The sequence below is a fragment of the Streptomyces rugosispiralis genome, assembly GCF_024505145.1.
Lineage (GTDB): Bacteria > Actinomycetota > Actinomycetes > Streptomycetales > Streptomycetaceae > Streptomyces > Streptomyces rugosispiralis.
Genome location: NZ_JANIAA010000041.1, coordinates 39,172 through 63,108, shown reverse-complemented (window position 1 = coordinate 63,108; position 23,937 = coordinate 39,172). Strand labels below are relative to the sequence as shown.

The window sequence follows — 23,937 nt, the reverse complement described above, 5'->3', positions numbered from 1 at the left end:
CATGCGCAAGGGTGGGAAATGGTCGAAGCCGAAGGAATCTCTCATCGAGGGAAGGAACCCCCCGCATGAACAGATCTCTCGTCGGTGCGCTCTCGGCCCTGTTGCTGGGCGGCGCGACCCTCGTCGGCGCGGGCGCGGCGCCCGCGACGGCCGCGTCCCCCGCCAAGGCTCCCGCCAAGGCCCCCGCCAAGGCACCGAAGGCCGTCACCTTCGCGGGCACGGTGGCGCTCAGCAACTGCTCCGGCTCCGTCGTCCGGACGCCGGGCTCGGCCGACAGCGACCCCGCGCTCGTCCTCTCCAACGGCCACTGCCTGGAGAGCGGCTTCCCCGGCGCGGGAGAGGTGATCGTCGACAAGCCGTCGACCCGGAGCTTCACCCTGCTGACCGCCTCGGGTGGCAGCGCCGGCACCGTACGGGCCAGCAAGGTCGCGTACGCGACGATGACCGACACCGACATCTCGCTGTACCAGCTGACGTCCACGTACGCCCAGATCCAGTCGTCGTACGGCATCAAGGCGCTGCAGCTGTCGGACAGCCACCCGACCCAGGGCTCCGCCATCAATGTGGTCTCCGGCTACTGGAAGAAGATCTACTCCTGCAATATCGACGGATTTGCATACCGTCTTAAGGAGGGGGACTGGACCTGGAAGGACTCGGTCCGCTACACCTCCGCCTGTAACACGATCGGCGGAACGTCGGGCTCTCCCGTCGTCGACCCGGCGTCCGGCAAGGTCGTGGCCGTCAACAACACGGGCAACGAGGACGGCGGCCGCTGCACCCTCAACAACCCGTGCGAGGTGGACGAGAACGGCACGGTGACGGTGCGGCAGGGCATCAACTACGCCCAGGAGACCTACCCCATCACCAAGTGCGTGACCACCGGCAACAAGATCAACCTGAACCTGGCGGGGTGTGTGCTGCCCAAGCCCTAGCGAACACCTGTACGCCGGTGCGTCCCGCCCGTCATGGGCGGGACGCACCGGCGTACGCCGAACTGTCGTTCGTGTCCTGTGGGGCCGAAGCCCGCCGGGCCTACAGCCCGTGGACGTGCGGGCCGACCGCCTTCGACCAGGCGTTCCCGCCGGCCGCGTCCCAGTTGGTGGACCAGGTCATCGCGCCACGGATGCCGGGGTAGGTCTTGGACGGCTTGAAGGAGCCGCAGCCGGAGCCCTTGGCGAGGCAGTCCAGGGCGTCGTTGACGACGCTCGGCTCGACATAGCCGGAGCCGGCGCCGCTGGTGGAGGCGGGTACGCCGATGCCCACCTGGGACGGGTCGAGGCCGTTCTCGAGCTGGATGCAGGCGAGGCCGGTGAGGAAGTCGACCGAGCCCTGCGAGTAGACCTTGCCGTCACAGCCCTGCATCGAGCCGCTGTTGTAGTACTGCATGTTGACCACCGTCAGGAAGTCCTTGATGGCCAGGGCGGTCTTGAAGTACTCGGTGGACGCCGACTGCATGTCGATGGTCTGCGGCGCCATGGTGACCACGACATCGCTCTTCTTGTCGTGGATGGCCTTGAGGGCCTTGGTCATGTACGTGGAGTTGACACCGTTCTCGAGGTCGATGTCCACGCCGTTGAAGCCGTACTTGTCCATCAGGCCGGTGATGGAGGAGGCGAAGGCGTCCGCCGAGGCGTCGTCGCTGACCGAGATGGAGCCCTTCTCACCGCCGACGGAGACGATCACGGACTTCCCGGCCGCCTGCTTGGCCTTGATGTCGTCCTTGAACTGCTGCTCGTCGCTGTAGCCGGTGGCGGGGTCGAGCTTGAAGTCGACCGCTCCGGGGGAGCCGGTGGCGTCGGCGAAGGCCACCGCGATGATGTCGTAGTCGTCCGGGACGTCCGAGAGCTTCTGCTTCGTCGCGCCGTTGTCGAAGTTCTGCCAGTACCCGGTGACGGCGTGTTCGGGGACGGCGGCGGCCTTGCGCTGCCCCGCGTCCGGGTGGTCCTCGGACGCGTTGGCCGAGCCGGCGGATATGAGCCCTCCTGCGGCGAGGGCGACGACTGCTGCGGCTCCGAGCAGCCGCTTGGTGAACTGTGCGCGTACCACGACAGCCTCCGTAGGTGGGGGGAGAGGTGTGGGGGTGGTGTTGCGAATGCGCGTTCAGGGGCCCCTGTGGCGTGCGTATAAGGTGGTCCAGACCAATGCCGTTGTCAACCCCACGCGACATCTTCCCCGCACGGGAGGGTGAAAAATGCGGATGAGGGGGCCAAGAGCGGTTGCGCTCCTGGCCCCCTTGGCCCCTCCTCGCGAAAGAGGCCGTCACGTCCCCCCGAAAGGGGCCGCGTCACGCTACGGCAGACCGTGGACCTTGGGGCCCACCGCGTTCGACCACGCGTTGCCCGCCGTCGCGTCCCAGTTGGTGGACCAGGTCATCGCGCCGCGCAGACCCGGGTACGTCCGGGACGGTTTGAAGGAGCCGCAGTTCGTGCCGCGGGCCAGACAGTCCAGGGCGTTGTTCACGACCGTCGGGGAGACATACCCGCTGCCCGCCCCGCGCGTCGAGGCCGGGAGACCGAGGCCGACCTGGGACGGCGAAAGACCGCCCTCCAGCTGGATGCAGGCGAGGGCGGTCAGGAAGTCGACCGAGCCCTGGGAGTAGACCTTGCCGTCGCAGCCCAGCATCGAGCCGCTGTTGTAGTACTGCATATTGACCACCGTCAGGATGTCCTTGATGTTCAGCGCCGTCTGGAAGTAGGCGTTGGACGTGGACTGCATGTCGATGGTCTGCGGGGCCATGGTGATCACCAGGCCGGACCCGGCCTTCGCCGACAGGGAGCGCAGCGCCTGGGTCATATAGGTGGCGTTGAGGCCGTTCTCCAGGTCGATGTCGACGCCGTTGAAGCCGTACTCGCGCATCAGGGCGTAGACGGAGTTGGCGAAGTTGCTCGCGGAGGTCGAGTCGTTGATCGAGACCGTGCCGTTCTGGCCGCCGATGGAGATCACGACGGACTTCCCGGCCGCCTGCTTGGCCTTGATGTCGTCCTTGAACTGCTGCTCGCTGCCGTAGCCGACGGCGGGGTCGAGGGTGAAGTCGACGGCCCCGGGCGTGCCGGTGGCGTCCGCGAAGGCGACCGCGATGATGTCGTACTGGTCCTGGACGTCGCGCAGCTTCTGCACGGCCGCGCCGTTGTTGAAGTTCTGCCAGTAGCCGGTGACGGCGTGCTTGGGCACGGTGCCGCCGCCCCCGCCGCCTCCGGCCGAGGTGGTGCCCGTCACGGCGGCCGACCTGGGCGACTCGCCCGCCGCGTTGGTGGCGGTGACCTGGAACTGGTACGAGGTGGACGGCGCCAGGCCGGTCACGGTCGCGGAAGTGCCGCCGACCGACTGCACCTTGGAGCCGTCGCGGTAGACGTTGTAGCCGGTCGCGCCGGTGACCGGGGACCAGGACAGATCGACGGAGGACGAGGTGGCGGAGCCGGCCTTGAGGCCGCTCGGGGCGCCCGGCACCGGGTCGCCGGGGTCTCCGGGGTCGCCGCCGGGGCCGGCGAGGCTGATGTCGTCGGCGTAGTAGGCGGGCTGGCCGTACCAGCCGTGGGTGTAGATGGTCACCGAGGTGGTGTTGGCACCGGTGGTGAAGCTGGTGCTGAGCTGCTGCCAGCCGGTCGCGGAGGGCGTCCAGGTCGAGACGTCGGTGGTGCCGGTGCCGCTCGCGCCGAGGTACACATAGCTGCCCTGGACCCAGGCGCCGAGGGTGTACGAGGAGTTGGGCTTGACGGCCACGGTCTGGGCGCAGCGGGCGTTGTCCGAGCCCGCCGGGGTGGCCTTGAGGGCGGCCGAGCCGCCGTGGACGGGGCTCGCGACCGCGGTGCCGCTTCCGGCCGAGCAGGTCCAGCCGCTGAGGCCGGATTCGAAGCCCGGATTCTGGGCGAGGTTGGCGGTCGCGGCGGTCGCGGCGGTCGCGGCGCCCGGGGCGGTGCCCGCGGTGGCGCCCGAGGCGGGGCCGCCGAGGGCGACAAGCGCCGTCGCGCCCAGCGCGGTGGCGGCGAACGCGCCGGTCAGCCGGGCGATGTTGCGTCTGAGTCGGTTGGGGCGTGGGTGTGGGGCACGGTCCATGACTGCCTCCGTGGGGGAATCCGTTGGGAAGCCGGCGTGAAGGAGGAGATTGCGGACGGTGGCCACCGTGTGAACGTAACGTGGTCCAGACCAATGCCCTTGTCAAGGGGATGCGCGTAGTTGAGGATCGGGCCCGGGGTGCGTAACCCAGAGGAACTGTTCTCTCCCGCCGCTTTCGTGGATAAAGTGACGACGCACCAGGACAGGGGCAGTAATGAGACAGGGGCAGTAAAGACCTGCGGCCGCCGCCGCTCGGCGCCGATGTGAGACGGGGTAGCCGACGTGCCCACCGCGATAGCAGTCACCGGCCGTGAGCTGGTGCTTCCGCCGCCCGACGGGCAGACCCCGTCGGCCGTAGTGCTCCGCCCGCCGGACGCACAGTCACTCGACGACGCGCTCGCCGAGGTCGGGACCCTCCTCGACCAGCAGGGCTATCTCGTCGTGCTCTACCCCGCCGCGACCCCCGCGGCCGTGGTCCGCCGGCTCCACACCGTGCGCTCCGTCCTGGAGAGCGACCGGATGGCGCTGCTGCCGCTCGAACTGCCCCCGCTGGCCGTCGCCGTACTGGCCCGTCAGCTGCGCCAGCTCTCCATATCCGACTTCAGCCCCGGCGTCCTGGCGTGCGCCGCCCGGCTGCTCTCCCACTACATCCACGCGGGCGCCCTGCTGGGCAGCGTCGCCAAGCTGGACCGGGTCCCGGTCAGCCTCACCTCGCACGTCAAGTCCTGGGTGCCCGGCGCCCACTTCGGGGTGCTCGCCCACCCCACCCCGCACCTGGTCAAGGTCGGCGGCGCGACCGAGCTGCCCGCCCCCGGGTACGCCACCGCCATGACGATCGCCCGGGGCCAGCTCAACAGCCACGGCTACGGGGACGGCGGCGCGGGCCACGACGACTGGGTCACCGGCGCCCTCGCCCCCGCCTGGGGCGTACGCGGTGTGGCGGAGGTGCCGCTGCCCGCCGAGTCGGCGCGCTGGTGGGGCACCCCGAAGCTGATCGAGTTCGCCGCGGCCATCCCCGACCTCTCGGTCCTCTACCAGCTCGTGGCCTCCGTACGGAGAGAGGAATGCCACTGGTGCGGCTTCGAACTCATCGGCGACCGCTGCGCCTTCTGCTCCTGCCCGGTCGCCCGCGGCGATGAGATCCCCGCACTGCTCACGTCCCAACGTCCCGCCCTGACCAGCCGGTAACGTCCCCGAACGAGGTTGTGCGACCCATGAATTCACGCCAGCGCCGCGGAGTCATCCTGCTGCTCCTGTCGGTCCTGTGCGCCGTCGGCGCCTTCGCCGGAGTCCTCTCCGTCGTCAACGACGTGGAGTCGAAGGTCGGCCCAGAGACCACGGCCTACAAGCTCACCTCGGACGTCAAGCCGTACAAGGCGCTGGACGCGGGGGAGTTCGAGAAGGTCTCGATGCCCAAGCGCTATGTGCCCTCCACCGCCGTCACCGATCTCGACGAGCTACGCGGGAAGATCGCCGTGACCCAGCTGACCAAGGGGTCGCTGCTCCAGCGCGACATGATCGTGAACCGGCCCGCCCTGAAGCCCGGGCAGCAGGAGATCGCGATCATGGTCGACGCGGCGACCGGTGTCGCGGGCAAGATCACCCCCGGCGCCAGGGTCAACATCTACGCCACCTTCGAGGGCAACACCCAGGGCGAGAAGCCGGTCTCCAAGTTGATCGTCGCGGGCGCCGAGGTGCTCGACCTCGGCAAGATCACCGCCCTGGAGCCCGACCAGGACGACAAGCGGCGGATCAACGAGGCCGTGCCGATCACCTTCGCGCTCGAGACCAGGAACGCCCAGCGCGTCGCGTACGCCGAGTCGTTCGCCTCGCATGTGCGGCTCGCGCTGGTCGCGCCCGGCGGGGGCCGCTCCATAGACCCCGGCGACCGCACCTACACCCTCGACGGCGACAAATGAGTGAGGAGGTGCCGCGGTGACGATCAGAATTCTGCCGGCCGTCGGCGACCCCGACGCCGCCCACTCCCTCAGTGGGCTGCTCGGCCAGCTGCCCGGTGTCGAACCGTCGGCGCCGGTGGGCGACTCGACCCTGCTGCTCGACACCCTCGCCTCGCTGGCCGCCGCCTCCCTGGAGGAGCTGCCGGAGGTCGTCCTCGTCCATGAGCGCATCGGCCCGGCCCCGGCGCTTGAGCTGATCCGCGAGATCGCGCTGCGCTTCCCCGCGGTGGGCGTGGTGCTGGTGACCGCGGACGCGGGGCCCGCGCTGTACTCGGCCGCCATGGACGCCGGGGCCCGCGGCATCGCCGGGATACCGCTGGCGTACGACGAGCTGGCCGCCCGCGTCCAGGGCGCCGCCCAGTGGGCCACCGGCGTGCGGCGCCATCTCGGGGGCGGCGGCGACCCGTATCCCGCCGGGCCCGGCGGCAAGCTGGTCGCGGTCGCGGGCGCCAAGGGCGGGGTCGGCACCACCGTGACCGCCGTACAGCTCGCGCTCGCCGCGCGGGCCGCGGGCCGTAAGGTCGCGCTGGTCGACATGGACCTCCAGTCCGGGGACATCGCCTCGTACCTCGACGTCCAGTTCCGGCGCTCGATCGCCGATCTGGCGCAGATCAACGACATCTCGCCGCGGGTGCTCCAGGACGCGGTGTTCACCCACCAGACCGGGCTCGGGCTGCTGCTCGCGCCGGGCGAGGGCGAGCGCGGCGAGGAGGTGACCGACGGCACCGCCCGGCAGGTGATCGGCGCGCTGCGGTCGCGCTTCGAGGTCGTGATCGTCGACTGCGGTACCCAGATGACCTCCGCGGGCGCCGCCGCCGTGGAGCTCGCGGACATCGCGCTGCTGGTGACCACCCCGGACGTGGTCGCGGTGCGCGCCGCCAAGCGCATGGTGCGGCTGTGGGACCGGCTCCAGATCCGCAAGGCGGAGGAGACCGTGACCGTGGTCAACCGGCACACCCGCAGCGCGGAGATCCAGCCGCAGCTGGTCCAGCGGGCCACCGGTACGACCGTGGCGCGCACGGCGATCCCGGCCGGATTCAAGGAGCTGCAACCCGCCGTCGACTCGGGCCGGATGCACGACCTGGACGCCAAGTCGGCCGTCAAACAGGCGCTGTGGGGGCTGGCCGGTGAGCTGGGCCTGGTGGCGGCGGGGCCCCCGGGCGGCGGCCGCCGCGCGGGCCACCGGGGCGGCCACGCGGCCGGGGGCGGCGGCGAGCGCGCCCTGCCGGGGCTGCGGCGGCGCCATGCCATAGAGGCGGGCGGCGACCCGGCGCAGGGCAGCGTCGGCGACGGCACCGACGCGCTGAACGAGATCGCCCCGCCGTCCACCAAGGGCTTCCTGCGCAAGCGGGGCGGCGGCGACCGCGGCCAGGTGACGGTCGAGTTCCTCGGCGTCCTGCCGCTGGCGCTGATCGTGCTCGCGGTCATCTGGCAGCTGGTGCTGGTGGGCTACACGTACTCGCTGGCGGGCAACTCCGCCGACAAGGGCGCCCGCGCGGGCGCCGCCAAGGGCGCGGGCGCCTGCCAGGACGCGGCCGCGAAGGACATCCCCGGCTCCTGGACCGCCAACATCGACTGCGGCGGCGACGGCACGGTCTACAAGGCCACGGTCGAGCTCCAGGTCCCGATCCTCTTCCCGGGCGCCGCCGACTTCCCCTGGACGGTCACGGGCACGGCGGGCGCGGCGGACGAGACCGACCTGGCGGGCGGAGGAGGCTGAGATGACCCGTCACCGCGTGCGCGTGCGGATCGCCCCCGGCGGCCCCGCGACGGCGCCCCGCCACCGTGACCGTCCTGGGGCGGCCGGGGGCCCCGCGGCGCCGGGCGGTGGGCCCGCCACGGCCGCCGCCGCGCGCCGGCCCGGCCGCCAGGCCGTGGGCTCGGGCCGGGTGGGGCGGCGCCCCGGCGCGTCGCGGCGGGGGCGGGGCGACGCCGGGTCCGCGTCCATCGAGTTCCTCGGGTTTCTGCCGGTCCTGATCCTCGTCGCGCTCGCCGCCGTGCAGCTCGGCATCGCCGCGTACGCCGCGCAGCAGGCGGGCACGGCGGCGCGGGCGGCGGCGCGGACGGCGTCCCTGGACGAGCCGCAGACCAGCCCGCAGGCCGCCGGGAAGGCGGCGATCAGCGGATGGCTGGCCGACGGGGCCAGCATCGGCAGCGGTGGCTGCGGAGGCGGGGAGGCGCAGGCCACCGCGACCGTGGCCATCCCCTCCGTCATCCCCGGCTTCGACTTCGGCAGCGCAGAGAAGAGCGCCACCATGCCGTGCGACGACGGACAGCTCCAGGCGACGGGAGGGGGTCAGCCATGAGCCTGCGGTCCCGTATCACCGCGCCCGAGGGGCCCGGCGAGGGCGGCGGGCGCCAGGACGGGCACCTCGTCTCCGTCTACCGCGCCAAGCTGCTGGAGGAGATCGACCTCGCGGAGATGTCGTCGCTCTCCACCGTCGAGCGCCGCTCCCGGCTGGAGCGCGTGCTCGGCCACATCATCAGCCGCGAGGGTCCGGTGCTGTCCACCAGCGAGCGCTCCCAGCTGATCCGCCGGGTGGTGGACGAGGCGCTCGGCCTCGGGGTGCTCGAACCGCTCCTCGAGGACGCCTCCATCACCGAGATCATGGTCAACGGCCCGGACCAGATCTTCGTGGAGCGCGCCGGCCGGGTCGAGCTGGTCCCCGTACGCTTCGCCTCCGAAGAGCAGCTGATGCAGACCATCGAGCGCATCGTCTCCACGGTCAACCGCCGTGTGGACGAGTCGAATCCGATGGTCGACGCCCGGCTGCCCTCCGGCGAGCGCGTCAACGTGATCATCCCGCCGCTCGCCCTCACCGGCGCCACCCTCACCATCCGCCGCTTCCCCCGCGCCTACACCCTCCATGAGCTGATCGGCATGGGCACGCTGGACGAGCAGATGCTGATGCTGCTCGCGGCGCTGGTGCGGGCCAAGTTCAACGTCGTGGTCTCCGGGCCCACCGGATCCGGCAAGACCACGCTGCTCAACGCGCTGTCCGGGCTGATCCCCGACGGGGAGCGCATCATCACCGTCGAGGACGCCGCCGAACTCCAGCTCCAGCAGACCCATGTCATCCGGCTGGAGTCCCGGCCGCCCAACGTCGAGGGCAGCGGCCGGATCACCATCCGCGACCTGGTCCGCAACTCCCTCCGGATGCGCCCCGACCGCATCATCGTCGGCGAGGTGCGCGGCGGTGAGACCCTCGACATGCTCCAGGCCATGTCCACCGGCCATGACGGCTCGCTGGCCACAGTGCACGCCAACAGCGCCGAGGACGCGCTGATGCGGCTCCAGACGCTCGCCTCCATGTCGGATGTGGCGATCCCCTACGAGGCGCTGCGGGACCAGATCAACAGCGCCGTGGACTGCATCGTGCAGCTCGTCCGGCACGCCGACGGCTCGCGGCGGATCAGCGAGATCGCGCTGCTCGACAGCCACGGCCACGAGTCGTACCGCATCGCCACCGTCTGCCGTTTCGACGCCCAGCCGATGGGTGCGGACCGGGTGGTGCACGGGCGGTTCGGCTACTTCCCGCTGCCGGAGCGGGTCGCCGAGCGGCTGCGGATGGCCAGCGAATCGGTGCCGCCCGCCTTCGGCGTGGCCGCCTTCCCGGCGCAGCTCGCCACCCGCGCGGCCGGATACGACCCGTACGACCGGCCCCCGTACGACGGGCCTCCGTACGGCGGGCCCCCGTACGACCGGCCCCCGTACGGCGGGCCCCCGTACGACCGGCCCCCGTACGACCGGCCCCCGTTCGGCCGACCGCCACAGGACCGACCCGCGCAGGACCGACCCGCACACGACCGACCCTCGTTCGACCCCAGGGACCGGAGGTAGCAGGGCCCATGGACCATCTCGCGACGGCCGCCCTCGGCACGACGCTGGTGTGCGGCGCGCTGGGCGTCGTGGGCGTGCACACCTACGTACGCGGCAAGGAGCAGCAGCGTGCGCTGATCGACCGGCTGTCGGAGACCGGCCCGCTGCCGGGCACCGCCCGTGCGCGCCGCTTCTCGGGTGTCGACCGGTGGCTGCGCACCACCTCCCTGGGCCGGAAGCTGGAACTGCGGCTGGCGGCCACCGGCCTGGAGATCACCCCGGGGGAGTTCTTCGTCTACACGGCGGGGGCGGCGGCCGGGCTGTGGGTGATCGCGGCGTCCTTCCTCGCGGCGTTCTTCGGCCCGATAGCGGCGGTGGTCGCCGTCTGGGGGGCCTTCGCGTTCCTCAGCTGGCAGCGCCAGAAGCGGATAGAGCGCTTCATCAACCAACTGCCCGAGCTGTCGCGGATCCTGGCCAACGCCACCCAGGCCGGGCTGGCGCTGCGCACCGCGCTCGGCATGGCGGCGGACGAGATGGAGGCGCCGGCGGGCGAGGAGCTGGCCAAGGTCGCGGCCAAGCTGGCCGTCGGCCACTCGATCGACGACGCGCTGGAGGAGCTGGCCGAGCGGCTGCCGTCCCGGGAGCTGGTGGTGCTGGTCACCACGCTGGTGCTGTCCAACCGGGCCGGCGGCACCGTGGTCAGCTCGCTGCGCAACCTCACCCAGACGCTGGAGGAGCGCAAGGAGACCCGGCGGGAGGTGCGCACCCAGCTCTCGCAGGTGACGGTCACCGCCTATGTCGTACCGCTGCTGGGGATCGGGACGCTGCTGCTGATGAACCGGATCTCGGCCGGTTCGCTGGACCGGATGACCTCGTCCTTCTGGGGGCAGGCGGCGGTGGTCGTGGCCTTCTGCCTGTACGGGATCGGCTTCTTCCTCATCCGCCGCATGTCCAAGATCGACGTCTGAGACGTCCAAGACCGCCCAAGGCCGACCAAGGCCGCCCAAGACCGTCCAGACTGTCCGAGACCGTCCGAGACCGTCCGAGACCGACGTACGAGCGAATCCAGGTAGAGGGGACTTGAGGGAGATGGCACTGCTGCTGGCGCTGGCGGCCGGTCTCGCGGTGGCGGGCATCGCCTACGGCATCACGCTGTACCGCAGCGAGGCCAAGCTGCCCAGCGATCTGGCGGTGGCCCTGGAGGTCGGCTCCAGTCGGACGACCGTGGTCGGCTCGGCCGTCGACCGGCTGGGCATGCGCTACGCCCCGCTGGTGCTGCGGCTGATGGGCGAGAAGCGGGTGGCCCGGGTCCGCCGCCGGATCGATCTGGCGGGCAATCCGGGCGGTCTGACGGTGGATCGCTACGCGGCCCGGCGGGCGGTCTACGGGGCGCTCGGCTTCGTCGGGGCGCTGGTGATGCTGGGCAGGGGTCAAGTCCTGCTGGCGCTGCTGCTGGTGGCGTTCGGGCTGTTCTGGATCGAGGTGGGCATCTGGGCGGCGGTGCGCGAGCGCAAGGACGCGATCGAGCGGACGTTGCCGGACTTTCTGGACGTTCTGGCCGTCGTGGTGAGCGCCGGTTTGAGCTTCCGTCAGGCCCTGGACCGGGTCGCCGAGAAGTATGAGGGCCCCTGGGCGGATGAACTTCGCATCACACTTCGGCAAATGGACATGGGGGTCAGCCGCCGTCAGGCGTTCGAGGAACTACGTAAACGTAATGACTCAGAACAGGTCGCGCAGTTCGTCACCGCCCTTCAGCAGGGCGAGGAGCTGGGCGCTCCGATTGTCGAAACGTTGATCGCCATTGCGAACGACATGCGCCGTACGGACGCGCAGAACGCCCGGCGGCGCGCGGCCCGCGCGGTGCCGAAGGCGACCATGGTCATCACGACCTTCATGGTGCCCGGAACCATGGTGTTGCTCGTCGCGGGGTTCTTCATCGGGTCGGGTACCGACTTCGGCTCGGTGACCGGGGACTGACGGTCTCTTTTAGGTGAAGCCCCTTCGCGGTTGCAATTGAATGTGGGACAGTCGTCGACGGAGAACTCCTCGGTGCGGGAGGGGGTGAGACGGATGCGCGGTCGGGGTTGGTCGTCACGTCCACGGTTCGAACGTGATGAACGGGGAAGTCAATGCTTCCTAGGGCACTGTTCCGAGACGGCTGTTTCGGCGTACTTTGCTCGTGTCGCGAGCGACACCACGGGGGTTGAGTCGCCGGACCACAGAGGGACGGCAGCCCATGGAGGGGAACACAATGGGGAAGCGCGTCATGCGGAACGATCGGGGACAGACCTCGATCGAATACCTGGGCATCATCGCCGTGGTGGTGGCCATCGTGCTGGTCCTGTCGACCACAGACTTCGGCAGCATGATCGCAAACGCCATCTCCGACAAGATCTCACAGGTCGTCGGCATCTGACCGGTCCCGTGACAGCGCGCCGAGATCTCAGGAGCGACGCGGGGCAGGCGTTTCCGATCTACATCACGGCGGTGGCGGGCCTGCTCTTCCTGGCGCTCGCCCTCTTCGCCGTCGGCCAGGCCGGAGCGACCCGCAGCGGCGGACAGACCGCCGCCGACGCGGCGGCCCTCGCGGCCGCCCAGGACTACCGCGACCAGTTGCGCAAGGGGTTCCTGGAGGCGATCGCGAACGGCAGCGCATGGGACGACCTGCTGAACGGGCGGGGACTGGGCGTGGGCGACGCCTGTGCACAGGCGCAGTGGTTCGCCGACCAGAACGGCGCCTCGCTCACCGGAGACGGATGCGTCCCGGGCTATCTGCCGACGTCCTTCACCGTCACCGTGAAGACGCACAAGCCCGTGGGCAAGACCGTCATCCCCGGCACGGAGAGCAAGTACGCGGAGGCGACGGCCAAGGCGGTCGTCACCCCGCGCTGTACGGCGGAGCCGCCCGCCCCGCCGACCCAGCGGCCGGACGACGGCGGTACGGGCGACGGCGGCGGTAAGGGCGACGGCGGCGGCAAGGACGACGACGGTAAGGACGACGGCAAGGGTGGCGACGGCGGTAAGGACGACAAGCCGCCCGTCGACCTCCTCTGCGACGGAATCGACCTGACCATCGACCCGACGCGTCTCGATCTCTTCCCCGACGCCAAGGACCTCTTCTCCGTGCACCTGGCCGACTGAACGGCAGACTGACGAGCGAACGAAGAGCAGAAGAGCAAAGGACAGCGAGCGATGAGCATTCGGCACACGACGAAGGCCCGGAGGGGGGCCGCCGCGACGGCGCTCGCCGCGGCCCTGGCCCTCGCCGTGGCCGGGTGCGGCAACGGCGACAGCGACGGCGGCAAGAAGCCCGACGATGCCGCGGGCCGGGCGTCGACCGCGGGCAAGGACAACGGCGACGACCAAGAGCCCGCGGCGGACTCCTCCAAGACCATCGGCGAGATGAAGGGGCCCGGCGGGGTCGTCGTCACCCTCCACTCCGCGGTGCGCGACGACGGCGGGTTCGTGACCGTGAACGCCACCGTCACCAACCACGGCAGTCGGCTCTTCAACGCGATCGACTGGCGCTCGAAGGAGACCGAGGTGAAGTCGCTCTCGTCCGTCTCCGGCGCGTCCCTGGTCGACGAGAAGGGCAAGAAGCGCTATCTCGTCCTGCGGGACACCGACGGCCAGTGTCTGTGCACCACGGGGCTCTCCGGGATCAAGCCCAATGAGAGCCGCCCGCTGTTCGCGCAGTTCCCGGCCCCGCCCGAGAGCGTCAAGGAAATCGACTTCCAGATCCCGACCATGCCGTCCGTCAGCATCACCCTCTCCGGGTGAGCCGCGCCATGACACCGCAGACGACGGCCCGCCCCGCGCGCCGCGGCCCCGTACTGGCCGCGCTGGCCTCCACCGCGCTCCTGGTCACCCTCACCGCCCCGGCGCCGCCCGCCCACGCGGACAGCGGCCCCGGCGCGCCCGCCGACACCACCCCGCCGATGAAGATCGACGTCAAGGACTCCGATCTGAAGATGCCCGAGGGCGCCAAGCTGGCGCCCGGCCGGGTCCTGGACATCAAGTCCGTGGTCGAGACGGACGACGGCGACGAGCGGCGGGAGGACACCAACGCCAAGGTGAAGTTCGCGCTGCAGGCCGAGGTGCTCTTCGGCAAGGACAGCTCGAAGCTGGGCGGCGACGCGCGGGCCCGGATCAAGGAGATCGCCTCCGAGGCCGAGCGGCAGAACGCCAAGGGCGTCCGCGTCTTCGGCTTCACCGACGACCTGGGCTCCGCGGACCACGGGATCCTGCTGTCCAAGCAGCGGGCCAACGCGGTGCAGCAGGCGCTCGCCGAGGACCTGGACCCGTCCGTCAACTACGAGATCCGGGGCTACGGCGAGCAGTACCCGATCGCGGACAACGCGACCGAGGAGGGCCGCAAGCGCAACCGCCGGGTGGAGGTCAGCTTCCCCAGGACCGGCTGACCCGCGGGGTGCCGGCGGGACCTTTCCCCTCCCCGCCCCTCCCCACAACTGGGGCCCCGCCCCAGCCCCCGCAACTGAGACTCCGCCCCCGGCCCCGCACCCGGGGCTTCGCCCCCAGGCCCCCGGGCCGGGGTTCCGCCCCAGGCCCCGCAACTGGGACTCCGCCCCAGCCCCCGGGCCGGGGTTCCGCCCGAGGCCCCAGCACCCGGGGCTCCGCCCCCGGCCCCCGCACCCGGGGCTTTGCCCTCGGCCCCTGCACCCGGGGTTCCGCCCCCGATTCCGGGCCCGGGGCTTCGCCCCAGACCCCGCAACCAACTGGGGCTTCGCCCCCAGGCCCCCGGGCCGGGGTTCCGCCCCAGGCCCCGCAACCAACTGGGGCTTCGCCCCCAGGCCCCCGGACCGGGGTTCCGCCCCAGGCCCCGCAACCGGGCTTCGCCCCCAGGCCCCGCAACCGGGCTTCGCCCCCAGGCCCCGGACCGGGGCTCCGCCCCCAGGCCCCCGGACCCGAGCTTCGCGGCTTCCCGCGGCATCGATATGCGGCTCGGCCGCGGATCCCCGGGGTCCAGGGGCGGAGCCCTTGGTATCGGGAAGGGGCGGGGAGGGGAACAGCCCGCCGCAGGCGTCAGGATCCGCCGGACACCTCCCGGGGCCGGCCGACCCCAGGCCGACCCGGGACCGGCCGTCCAGGCCGACCCGGGACCGGCTGGCCCCAGGCCGGTTCGGAAACGGGCGGGCGGGGCCGCGGCCTGCGATGCCGCATCATGGGGGTGTTGATCGCACCCTTCGCCGGAGTCTGTTCTGAGTACCGCCGTCGCCGAGACCCTTGCCGTCGTCCTGCTCCTCGGCGTACTGGCTTTCGCGGTGGTACGGCCCCGGGGCCTGCCGGAAGCGGTCGCGGCCGTGCCCGCCGCCGGGATCGTGGTGGCCATCGGGGCGGTCTCACCCGGCCGGGCCTGGGCGGAGGCCCGGGAGCTGCTGCCCGTCGTGGGCTTTCTGGCCGCCGTACTGCTGCTGGCACGGATGTGCGCGGACGAGGGGCTCTTCGAGGCGGCGGGGCAGGCCGTGGCGCGGGCCTGCGCGGGGCGTACGGACCGGCTCCTGGGCGGGGTGTTCGCCGTCGCGGCCACCGTCACCGCCGTACTGAGCCTGGACGCCACCGTGGTGCTGCTCACCCCCGTGGTGTTCGCCACGGCGGCCCGGCTCGGGGCGCGGTCCCGGCCGCATGTGTACGCCTGCGCCCATCTGTCGAACTCGGCGTCCCTGCTCCTCCCGGTCTCCAACCTCACCAATCTGCTCGCCCTGGAGGCCGGCGGGGTCTCCTTCACCCGGTTCGCCGTGCTGATGGGGCCCGCCTGGCTGGTGACCATCGGCATCGAGTACCTGGTCTTCCGCCGCTTCTTCGCCGACGATCTGGCCGCCGGGACCAGCGAGCCCCCGCCCGCCGACTGGCCCCGGGTGCCGGTCTTCGCGGTGACCGTGCTGCTGCTGACCCTCGCCGGGTTCGTCGGGACCTCGCTGGCGGGTCTGGATCCCCAGTGGGCGGCCTGGGCGGGCGCTCTCGTGCTCACCGTAAGGGCGCTGCGGCACCGCCGGGCGACCGTAAGGGAGGCGATCGGCGCGACCGGGCCGCTGTTCTGCCTGTTCGTGCTGGCGCTCGGGGTGGTGGTCCAGGCCGTGCTGACGGGCGGCCTCCAGGAGACGCTGGAGCAGGTGCTGCCCACCGGGGCGGGCCTGCCCGCGCTGCTCGGGATCGCGGCGGTCGCGGCGGTGCTGGCCAACCTGATCAACAACCTGCCCGCCGTGCTGGCGCTGCTGCCGATCGCCTCCGGGGGCGGCCCCGGGCCCGTGCTCGCCGTGCTGATCGGCGTCAACCTGGGCCCCAACCTCACCTATGTCGGCTCCCTGGCCACCCTGCTGTGGCGGCGCATAGTCCACCGCCACGAGCCGGAGACCGGCTCCGACCTGGGGGTGTTCACCCGCCTTGGGCTGCTGACCACACCGGCGACCGTGGTGGCCGCGACGGTGGCGATGTGGGCGATGCTGCGGGTCACGGGAAGCTGAGGATCGGCAAAACCCGAGGGGCCGCCGCCACGACGGTTCGTCGCGGCGGCGGCCCCTCGCCCTGCTGTCAGGACCCGACAGGGTCCGACGTCAGGATTCGATCCAGTTGTGCGCCTGGGCGATCTCGATGACCCGCCTGCGCACCTGCTTGATCTGGTCGGCGGTCAGGCTGCCGCCCACCTCGACCAGTGCCTCGGTGAGCTCCTGCCGGAACTCGGCGACCGACAGCACATCGCACATGGTGTCGTCGCCGTCCGGACCCGCGGAGGGCCGTACGACCGGCGCGGCACGCTCGACGATGCGCACCTCGGAGGCCTTGGGCCCCTTGTCGCCGTATTCGGGAACGAACCGCACCTTGGACCCCGGCTGGAACAGGTGCTTCTCGTCCAGCAGGTCATTGGCGTGCATGAAGACGTCCTCGCCACCGTCGTCCGGTGCGATGAAGCCGTAGCCGCGGAACTCGTCGAAACGCAGAATCTTGCCCGTGGTCGTCACCGTGCTACCCCTACCCCTATACCTCTACCTCGATGATCTCGACCGCGATCGAGGGTGTCCCGACCATGACCGATCGAGGGTGCCCCAACCATGGCACCGAGACGTCAGCGTACAGAAGGGGACGGCGGCGCTGAAGGGCCGGGGGCGATCAAGACGCGCACGCCCCGCCGCACGCCCCAGCGCTCCAACGCGCCCGCCTCCGCCTCCAGCACATGGCGGGACCGCAGCCGGGGCCGCCCGAGCCGCCCCGGGCGCAGGGTGTGGACGTCCAGGACGGTGAGGTGCCGGTCCAGATACGCGACGTCGATGGCGAACCGCATCCGGAAGGTGTGCACCCCGCTCGCGGGGGTGAGCAGGAGCGCGCCGGTCAGCCCGTCCCGGCCGAGCAGCCCGCGGGCGCGGGCGCGGTAGGAGGCGGCGATGGTGAGCGGAATGCCTCCCGCCCGCCCGGCGCCGCCCTCCACCCGCTCTGCGCCGCCCTCCACCCGCTCTGCGCCGCCCTCCACCCGCCCTGCGCCGCCCTCCACGGGCCCGGCGCCACCCCCCGCCCGCCCTGCGCCACCCTCCACCCGCAGCGTCCCCGTACCGTCCCGCCAGCGGCCCATGACCCGCGCCCCCTTCGCCCGTTCCGCGCCGTCCGCCCGTCCCGGCAGTGTTCCACCGGCCGGGCGCTTCCGTAGGCTCGGCCCGTGCAACCGCTGCTGATCGTGCTCGCCGCCGCGTACGGCGCGGCCGCCGGGCTGCTCGTACCGCGCCCGCTCTACCGGCTGGCCGTCGAGCCGGAGGAGCCCTGGCGCGGCGCCTGTCCGCGCGGGCACGCGCTCATCGGCCCGGCGCGCGGCTGGCTGGGCCCCGCCCGGTGCGCCGGCTGCCGGGACGGCGAGCGGGACTACGGGACCGGCCCGGTGCTCGCCGCCGTGCTCACCGCGCTGGTGTGCGCGGGCCTGGCGGCGGCCGTCGGCGCGCGTCCCGAGCTGGCCGTGTGGCTGCTGCTGGTGCCGCCGGGGGTGCTGCTCACGGCCGTGGACCTGGCGGTCAACCGGCTGCCGGACGTCCTCACCCTGCCCATGGCGGGCGGGGCCGCGGCGCTGCTCGGCGCGGCGGCGCTGCTGCCGCACAGCGCAGGGTCCTGGCCGCGGGCGCTGCTGGGCGGCGCGGTGCTGGGCGGGGCGTATCTGGTGCTGTTCCTGATCAGCCCGAGCGGGATGGGGTTCGGTGATGTCAAGCTCGCGCTGACCCTCGGGGTCGCGCTGGGCTGGTACGGCTGGGACGTGCTCTTCGTGGGCGCCCTCGCCGGGCTGCTGCTGGGTTCCTGCTGCGCGGTGGGCTTGGTGCTGACCCGGCGGGCCGGGCGGCGGACCGCGATGGCGTTCGGCCCGTTCATGATCCTCGGGGCGGGCGCGGGGCTGGTGCTGGGGGCGCTCGGCGCCGGATGACATCGGCGCGCGGCGGGTCGGCTCGCCGAGATGCATGGACATCCCCTCACGAAGCGTTATGGTGGAAGCCCCCCCTCGGGCCGGTCCGTACTCCCCCCCACGGACCGGCCCGCTCTATTTCGGGCTTCTGGGGGTCAAAAGGGCGGCACGTATCTCACACACTCGGCTACGAAGCGTGACGGGAAGCGGTCATTCGGCCGTCCCGGTTAGCCAGCCCCCCTGCCCCGCAGTAGGGTGTCGGCCTTGGGGCGGACTGCCATGGCGAGCCATGTGAAGCACTGAGGGGCTGGAAGACGTGAAGTTGCGCGACCTGGTGTACGGGCTCTACGCACGCCGGGTGGAAGGCCGCCTCGACCACGCCCAGGTGCCCAAGCACATCGGTGTCATCCTCGACGGCAACCGCCGCTGGGCCCGCGCGGCAGGCAGCACCGCGGAGCAGGGCCACAAGGCGGGCGCGAGCAAGATCCAGGAGCTGCTCGGCTGGTGCAGCGAGACGGACGTCGAGGTCGTCACGCTCTGGCTGCTCTCCACCGACAACCTGGACCGCCCCGAGAAGGAGCTGATCCCGCTCCTGAGCATCATCGAGGGCGCGGTCCGCGACCTGGCCGCCGACGGCCGCTGGCGGGTGCACCACGTCGGCAACCGGGATCTGCTGCCCTCCGGCACCCAGACGGTCCTCAAGGAGGCCGAGCGGGACACCGAGCACATCGACGGAATACTGGTCAACGTGGCCGTCGGGTACGGCGGACGGCAGGAGATCGCCGACGCGGTGCGGTCGCTGCTGCTGGACCACGCCACCAAGGGCACCTCCTTCGAGGAGCTGGCCGAGGTCGTCGACATCGACCTCATCTCCGAACACCTGTACACCCGTGGCCAGCCCGATCCGGACCTGGTGATCCGCACCAGCGGCGAGCAGCGGCTCTCGGGCTTCATGCTGTGGCAGAGTGCCCATTCGGAGTACTACTTCTGCGAAGTTTTCTGGCCCGCCTTCCGTAAGGTCGACTTCCTCCGCGCGCTGCGGGACTACGCCGCCCGTCATCGTAGGTACGGCAACTAGTTCCCGTTAGTAGCACCGCAGTTCACCGGCCCGGGGCCGGACGCCGGCCGGCGTCCGGCCCCGGGCCGTGTAGCACGCTGGTTTCACAACGTTCATATCCGCGCCGTCATATGCCGTTGCATGCCCCCGCACGTTCGAGGGAATATCCCTTCCAGGTCGACGCCCTGTCCCACCTGTCCAGTTGGGCGTCGAACTGCCAGCGGACGGCATCGGGCCGTTCGCCCGGGAGGCCCTTTGCACACGGACGACTGTGCGGATCGTGCGTATGACGCGGAGGGCCGGCGCTCGGCCCTCCCCGTTGGGCCTGAGCCCGGTCCGTTCCCCGTCTGCGGCGGGGATACCTCACTCCCGCGACGCCGTCGCACCCCGACCTCTCCCGAGGGGGTTCGTCCACCCGTGGTGACCAGCAAGAAACGCCGCGAGCACGACCGGCGCACCTATGTCCTCGACACCAGCGTCCTGCTGGCCGACCCCAATGCCATGGCCCGCTTCGACGAGCACGAAGTCGTGCTGCCGGTCGTGGTGGTCACGGAACTGGAGGCCAAGCGGCACCACCCGGAGCTGGGGTACTTCGCACGGCAGGCGCTGCGCCTGCTGGACGAGTACCGCATCCGTTACGGCCGCCTGGACGCTCCGATCCCGATCGGGGATCTGGGCGGCACCCTGCGTGTCGAGCTCAACCACTCCGACCCGGGCATCCTCCCCGCCGCCTTCCTGAACCACGGCGGCAAGGTGGGGGACAACGACTCGCGGATCCTCGCGGTCGCCAGAAACCTGCAGGCCGAGGGGTACGACGTCACCGTCGTGTCCAAGGACCTGCCGCTGCGCATCAAGGCGTCCTCGGTGGGTCTGCTCGCCGAGGAGTACCGCGCGGAGCTGGCGATCACCGACTCGGGCTGGACCGGGATGGCGGAGCTCGCCGTCTCGGCCGAACAGGTGGACGACTTGTTCGCCGCCGAGACGGCGTACGTCCCCGAGGCGGCCGGACTGCCCGTGCACACGGGTCTGGTGCTCCAGTCCGAGCGTGGTAACGCGCTGGGCCGGGTCACCCCGGACGGGCAGGTGCGGCTGGTGCGCGGCGACCGCGAGGCGTTCGGCATCCACGGGCGCAGCGCGGAGCAGCGCATCGCCCTGGACCTGCTGCTCGACCCGGAGGTCGGCATCATCTCGATGGGCGGCCGGGCCGGTACGGGCAAGTCGGCGCTGGCGCTGTGCGCGGGTCTCGAGGCCGTGCTGGAGCGACGTCAGCACCGCAAGGTGATGATCTTCCGCCCGCTGTACGCGGTGGGTGGCCAGGAGTTGGGCTATCTGCCCGGCACCGAGGCCGAGAAGATGAGCCCTTGGGCGCAGGCGGTCTTCGACACCCTGTCCGCGGTGACCAGCGCCGAGGTGATCGAGGAGGTCGTGGGGCGCGGGATGCTGGAGGTGCTGCCACTGACGCACATCCGCGGCCGCTCGCTCCATGACGCCTTCGTCATCGTCGACGAGGCCCAGTCGCTGGAGCGGAACGTGCTGCTGACCGTGTTGTCCCGGATCGGCGCCAACTCCCGGGTGGTGCTCACCCACGATGTGGCGCAGCGGGACAACCTCCGCGTCGGGCGGTACGACGGTGTGGTGGCGGTCGTCGAGAAGCTGAAGGGGCATCCGCTGTTCGCGCATGTCACCCTGACCCGCTCCGAGCGTTCGCCGATCGCGGCGCTGGTGACCGAAATGCTGGAGGACAGCCACATCTGAGCCGGTTGAGTCGTTTGCGACCCCAGGGCGCCGCGCGGAAAGGCCAACGAGCTTAGCCGCGCGGCGCCTTGGTGCGCGCGGATTTCCAGAAATCCTAGGGCGTAAACGGGATGTGAGCTTTCACACCTGGCGGGGAATTGCCTACGGGGCTCCGCGTCCGGCAGTGTGTGGGTTCTGTCAGGCCCCGCATACGGCACACCAGTACCCCCAGCGGTACCGAGCAACAGCAGTAACAGAATTGAACAGCGTTCGCCGTATGCCGCCCGAGCACCTCGAGGATCTCCCGCGGGAGATCCCCACCGGGCCCGTGCCTCCCGTGACCAGCCGACCCCATCGCACCACCGGGGACGGAACAAGGGGAGGTCAGCGCCAGGGGCACGATTGCGCCCGCGAGGTCACCTAAGCGGGCGATGCTGGAAGGAAACCGAGTGAGCCGGATTTCGGTCCGGGGATTCGCAGTGGCTTCGGCCACCGCGGTCACCACTGTGGGCGCCGTCGTCGGCGTCGCCGCGGGCGGACAGCAGCAGCAGGGCTCGTCCGACCCGATCGAGGCGACTGCCGCCGATTCGACGCTCCTTGCGGACATACCTGCTGGACAGCAGGCCGTCGCGCAGACCGCATCCCTGACGCAGCAGGCGGACGTCCAGTCCACCGCGGCCGACGCGGAGGCGCGCAAGTCCGCAGAGGAAGCAGCCCGCAAGCAGGCGGCCAAGGACGCGAAGGCCAAGAAGGTCGCCGCGGACAAGGCAGCCGCCGAGAAGCTGGCCAAGGAGCGCGAGGCCAAGAAGAAGCAGGAGATCGCGAGCCGTTCGGCCACGCGTGACGCCTCCAGCTTCCCCCAGCAGGCTTCGTACACCATCTCCGAGGTTCAGGCGATGGCACGGCAGATCGTGCCGGGCGGCCAGTTCCAGTGCTTCAGCAACATCGTGGACCACGAGTCCACCTGGAACTACAAGGCCAGCAACCCCTCGTCGGGTGCCTACGGTCTGGTGCAGGCGCTGCCGGCCGGCAAGATGGCCTCGGCGGGCGCCGACTGGCAGACCAACCCGGCCACCCAGATCAAGTGGGGCCTGAACTACATGAACGAGCGCTACGGCAGCCCGTGTGACGCTTGGTCGTTCTGGCAGGCCAACGGCCACTACTGAGCCGGTTCCACCGGGTCCCGCCCGGTAGCCGCGCAGTATCGAACGCTTCACGAAACCCCCGGCTCAGGTCGGGGGTTTCGTGCATCTTCGGCAGGTAACGTCTCCTTGACGGCCGAGGGGGAAACTGGGGGTAGGAAACGAGAAATGTCCAAATTGCCGCAGTGGGTCGGCAGGCTGGGAACCGGACTTACCCGGCTCGCCCACCGGCTCGAATCCCAACAGGCCGAGATGCGGGGGCGCGAGGTCGACGGCGACGGCGACGCCGGCCCGCGGATGCCACCGGGGCCCGGACCGAGGCCCGAACGGGGAACTGAACCGGAGCCGGGACCGAGGTCCGAATCCCCCTCCGAACCAAGTGAAGAACGCCCGCGGGGTGGCGCCGAGAGCGCCGAGGGCGCGGAGAGCGCCGAGGGCCGGAAGAGCCCGGAACGCCCCGAGAGCCCCAGGACCCCCGAGAGCCCCGGGACCCCCGAGGGCGCCGCGGGGGAGGGCGAGGCCGCCCGGCCGGAGCAGCCGGCCAGTGTGCCCGCACCGCCCGCCTACGCCCCCGCCGTCTCCGCCCGACCCGATCCGGTGTCCGCCGTGCCCTGGGGTGTCCGCGTGGCCGCCGAGGCCGCCTGGCGGCTGCTGGTGCTCGGCGGCACGGTGTGGGTGCTCATGCGGGTCATCAGCTCCGTGGAGCTGGTGGTGCTGTCCTTCACCGTCGCGATCCTCATCACCGCGCTGCTGGAGCCCACCGTGACCCGGCTGCGCCGCCGCGGTGTGCCGCGCGGGCTGGCCACCGCGCTCACCTTCATCGCCGGGTTCGTCGTCATGGGCCTGGTCGTGTGGTTCGTGGTCTGGCAGGTGATGGAGAACGTCGACGAGGTCTCGGGCGAGGTCCAGGCCGGTATCGACGATCTGCGGCGCTGGCTGCTGCACAGCCCGTTCCATGTCACCGAGAAGCAGATCAACCATGTGGCCAAGAGCCTGCGCGAGGCGGTCGGCGCCAACACCGAGCAGATCACCTCGGCGGGGCTGGAGGGCGTCACGGTCGTCGTCGAGGTGCTGACGGGCATCCTGCTGACGATGTTCTCCACGCTCTTCCTGCTGTACGACGGCCCGAAGATCTGGAACTGGACCCTCAAGCTGGTCCCCGCCCAGGCCCGCGAGGGCGTGGCGGGCGCGGGCCCGCGCGCCTGGGCGACGCTGACCGCCTATGTGCGCGGCACGGTGATCGTGGCGCTGATCGACGCGATCTTCATCGGTGTGGGGCTGTTCTTCCTCGATGTGCCGATGGCCGTGCCCCTGGCCGTCTTCATCTTCCTCTTCGCCTTCATCCCGCTGGTGGGTGCGGTGGTCTCCGGCGCGCTCGCGGTGGTCGTGGCGCTGGTCACCCAGGGCGTGTTCACGGGGGCGATGGTGCTGATCGTGGTGCTCGCCGTCCAGCAGATCGAGGGCCATGTGCTCCAGCCGTTCATCCTCGGCCGGGCGGTGCGGGTCCATCCGCTGGCCGTGGTGCTCTCGGTCGCGGCCGGTTCGCTGATCGGCGGCATCGGCGGCGCGGTGGTGGCCGTTCCGCTGGTGGCGGTCGCCAATACGGTGGTCGTCTACTTGCGCGGCTACAGCCAGGAGAACGCACTGCGCGCCGTCCCGGGCCCGCACGGCGCCACCGCCTCCGACGTGGCGCCCACCGCGCCGCCGGGTCTGCCGCCCGGGGAGGGCGGGGCCCGATAGACCGGCCCGGCGCCGCGGCCGATGAACGACGAACGCCGGAG

At 71.4% G+C, this 23,937-nt stretch carries 22 protein-coding genes; 18 read left to right on the top strand and 4 right to left on the bottom strand.

Annotated features, from left to right (window positions below):
- The first annotated feature begins 65 nt into the window (after window positions 1–65).
- Window positions 66–932 (top strand): S1 family peptidase, encoded by an 867-nt coding sequence (locus NP777_RS38420; protein WP_256654812.1) that lies wholly within the window; start codon window positions 66–68, stop codon window positions 930–932.
- 100 nt (window positions 933–1,032) lie between these two features.
- Here the strand turns inward: NP777_RS38420 and NP777_RS38415 are convergent, their stop codons facing one another.
- Window positions 1,033–2,046 (bottom strand): chitinase, encoded by a 1,014-nt coding sequence (locus NP777_RS38415; RefSeq protein ID WP_256654811.1) that lies wholly within the window; start codon window positions 2,044–2,046, stop codon window positions 1,033–1,035.
- A gap of 243 nt (window positions 2,047–2,289) precedes the next feature.
- Window positions 2,290–4,053 (bottom strand): chitinase, encoded by a 1,764-nt coding sequence (locus NP777_RS38410; RefSeq protein ID WP_256654810.1) that lies wholly within the window; start codon window positions 4,051–4,053, stop codon window positions 2,290–2,292.
- Window positions 4,054–4,335: 282 nt separating this feature from the next.
- On the opposite strand from NP777_RS38410, the gene NP777_RS38405 reads away from it, so the two are divergent.
- From NP777_RS38405 to NP777_RS38345, 12 genes are all read left to right on the top strand, one after another.
- Complete coding sequence (locus NP777_RS38405) at window positions 4,336–5,241, top strand: hypothetical protein (protein ID WP_256654809.1); 906 nt, start codon at window positions 4,336–4,338, stop codon at window positions 5,239–5,241.
- Window positions 5,242–5,267: 26 nt separating this feature from the next.
- Window positions 5,268–5,972: a Flp pilus assembly protein CpaB gene (cpaB, locus tag NP777_RS38400; protein WP_256654808.1), complete on the top strand. Its 705-nt coding sequence runs from the start codon at window positions 5,268–5,270 to the stop codon at window positions 5,970–5,972.
- Between the two features lie 16 nt (window positions 5,973–5,988).
- Window positions 5,989–7,731, top strand: a complete 1,743-nt coding sequence (locus NP777_RS38395) for an AAA family ATPase (protein WP_256654807.1) — start codon at window positions 5,989–5,991, stop codon at window positions 7,729–7,731.
- A gap of 1 nt (window position 7,732) precedes the next feature.
- Window positions 7,733–8,317: a TadE/TadG family type IV pilus assembly protein gene (locus NP777_RS38390; protein WP_256654806.1), complete on the top strand. Its 585-nt coding sequence runs from the start codon at window positions 7,733–7,735 to the stop codon at window positions 8,315–8,317.
- Window positions 8,314–9,852, top strand: coding sequence for a CpaF family protein (locus NP777_RS38385; RefSeq protein WP_256654805.1), 1,539 nt, complete (start codon window positions 8,314–8,316; stop codon window positions 9,850–9,852). The genes NP777_RS38390 and NP777_RS38385 overlap by 4 nt, the downstream gene beginning before the upstream one ends.
- An 8-nt stretch (window positions 9,853–9,860) precedes the next feature.
- Window positions 9,861–10,799 carry a type II secretion system F family protein gene (locus NP777_RS38380; protein ID WP_256654804.1) on the top strand — a complete coding sequence of 313 codons (939 nt, stop codon included), beginning with the start codon at window positions 9,861–9,863 and terminating at the stop codon, window positions 10,797–10,799.
- A 121-nt stretch (window positions 10,800–10,920) separates the two neighbouring features.
- On the top strand, window positions 10,921–11,808 hold the full coding sequence (locus NP777_RS38375; protein WP_256654803.1) for a DUF5936 domain-containing protein: 888 nt from the start codon (window positions 10,921–10,923) through the stop codon (window positions 11,806–11,808).
- 289 nt (window positions 11,809–12,097) lie between these two features.
- The gene (locus tag NP777_RS38370; protein WP_162496074.1) at window positions 12,098–12,247 is read left to right on the top strand and encodes a hypothetical protein; all 150 of its coding nucleotides are present in this window, start codon (window positions 12,098–12,100) and stop codon (window positions 12,245–12,247) included.
- A gap of 8 nt (window positions 12,248–12,255) precedes the next feature.
- The gene (locus tag NP777_RS38365) at window positions 12,256–12,972 is read left to right on the top strand and encodes a pilus assembly protein TadG-related protein (protein WP_256654802.1); all 717 of its coding nucleotides are present in this window, start codon (window positions 12,256–12,258) and stop codon (window positions 12,970–12,972) included.
- 51 nt (window positions 12,973–13,023) lie between these two features.
- Window positions 13,024–13,611, top strand: a complete 588-nt coding sequence (locus NP777_RS38360) for a hypothetical protein (protein WP_256654801.1) — start codon at window positions 13,024–13,026, stop codon at window positions 13,609–13,611.
- Between the two features lie 8 nt (window positions 13,612–13,619).
- Window positions 13,620–14,252 (top strand): OmpA family protein, encoded by a 633-nt coding sequence (locus NP777_RS38355; RefSeq protein WP_256654800.1) that lies wholly within the window; start codon window positions 13,620–13,622, stop codon window positions 14,250–14,252.
- 798 nt (window positions 14,253–15,050) lie between these two features.
- Window positions 15,051–16,313, top strand: a complete 1,263-nt coding sequence (locus tag NP777_RS38345) for an SLC13 family permease (protein ID WP_256654837.1) — start codon at window positions 15,051–15,053, stop codon at window positions 16,311–16,313.
- Window positions 16,314–16,403: 90 nt separating this feature from the next.
- Here NP777_RS38345 and NP777_RS38340 read toward each other — a convergent pair whose 3' ends face one another.
- The gene (locus NP777_RS38340; protein ID WP_256654799.1) at window positions 16,404–16,808 is read right to left on the bottom strand and encodes a cold shock domain-containing protein; all 405 of its coding nucleotides are present in this window, start codon (window positions 16,806–16,808) and stop codon (window positions 16,404–16,406) included.
- A gap of 104 nt (window positions 16,809–16,912) precedes the next feature.
- Entirely contained in the window at window positions 16,913–17,413 is a 501-nt protein-coding gene (locus tag NP777_RS38335; protein ID WP_256654798.1) for a DUF192 domain-containing protein, read from the bottom strand.
- Between the two features lie 84 nt (window positions 17,414–17,497).
- On the opposite strand from NP777_RS38335, the gene NP777_RS38330 reads away from it, so the two are divergent.
- From NP777_RS38330 to NP777_RS38310, 5 genes are all read left to right on the top strand, one after another.
- A complete protein-coding gene (locus NP777_RS38330) occupies window positions 17,498–18,244 on the top strand; it encodes a prepilin peptidase (RefSeq protein ID WP_256654797.1) in 747 nt (248 codons plus the stop codon).
- A gap of 295 nt (window positions 18,245–18,539) precedes the next feature.
- Complete coding sequence (locus NP777_RS38325) at window positions 18,540–19,301, top strand: isoprenyl transferase (RefSeq protein WP_256654796.1); 762 nt, start codon at window positions 18,540–18,542, stop codon at window positions 19,299–19,301.
- 396 nt (window positions 19,302–19,697) lie between these two features.
- Window positions 19,698–21,035: a PhoH family protein gene (locus tag NP777_RS38320; RefSeq protein ID WP_256654795.1), complete on the top strand. Its 1,338-nt coding sequence runs from the start codon at window positions 19,698–19,700 to the stop codon at window positions 21,033–21,035.
- 428 nt (window positions 21,036–21,463) lie between these two features.
- Complete coding sequence (locus tag NP777_RS38315; RefSeq protein ID WP_256654794.1) at window positions 21,464–22,180, top strand: aggregation-promoting factor C-terminal-like domain-containing protein; 717 nt, start codon at window positions 21,464–21,466, stop codon at window positions 22,178–22,180.
- 144 nt (window positions 22,181–22,324) lie between these two features.
- On the top strand, window positions 22,325–23,896 hold the full coding sequence (locus NP777_RS38310; RefSeq protein WP_256654793.1) for an AI-2E family transporter: 1,572 nt from the start codon (window positions 22,325–22,327) through the stop codon (window positions 23,894–23,896).
- Window positions 23,897–23,937 lie beyond the last annotated feature (41 nt).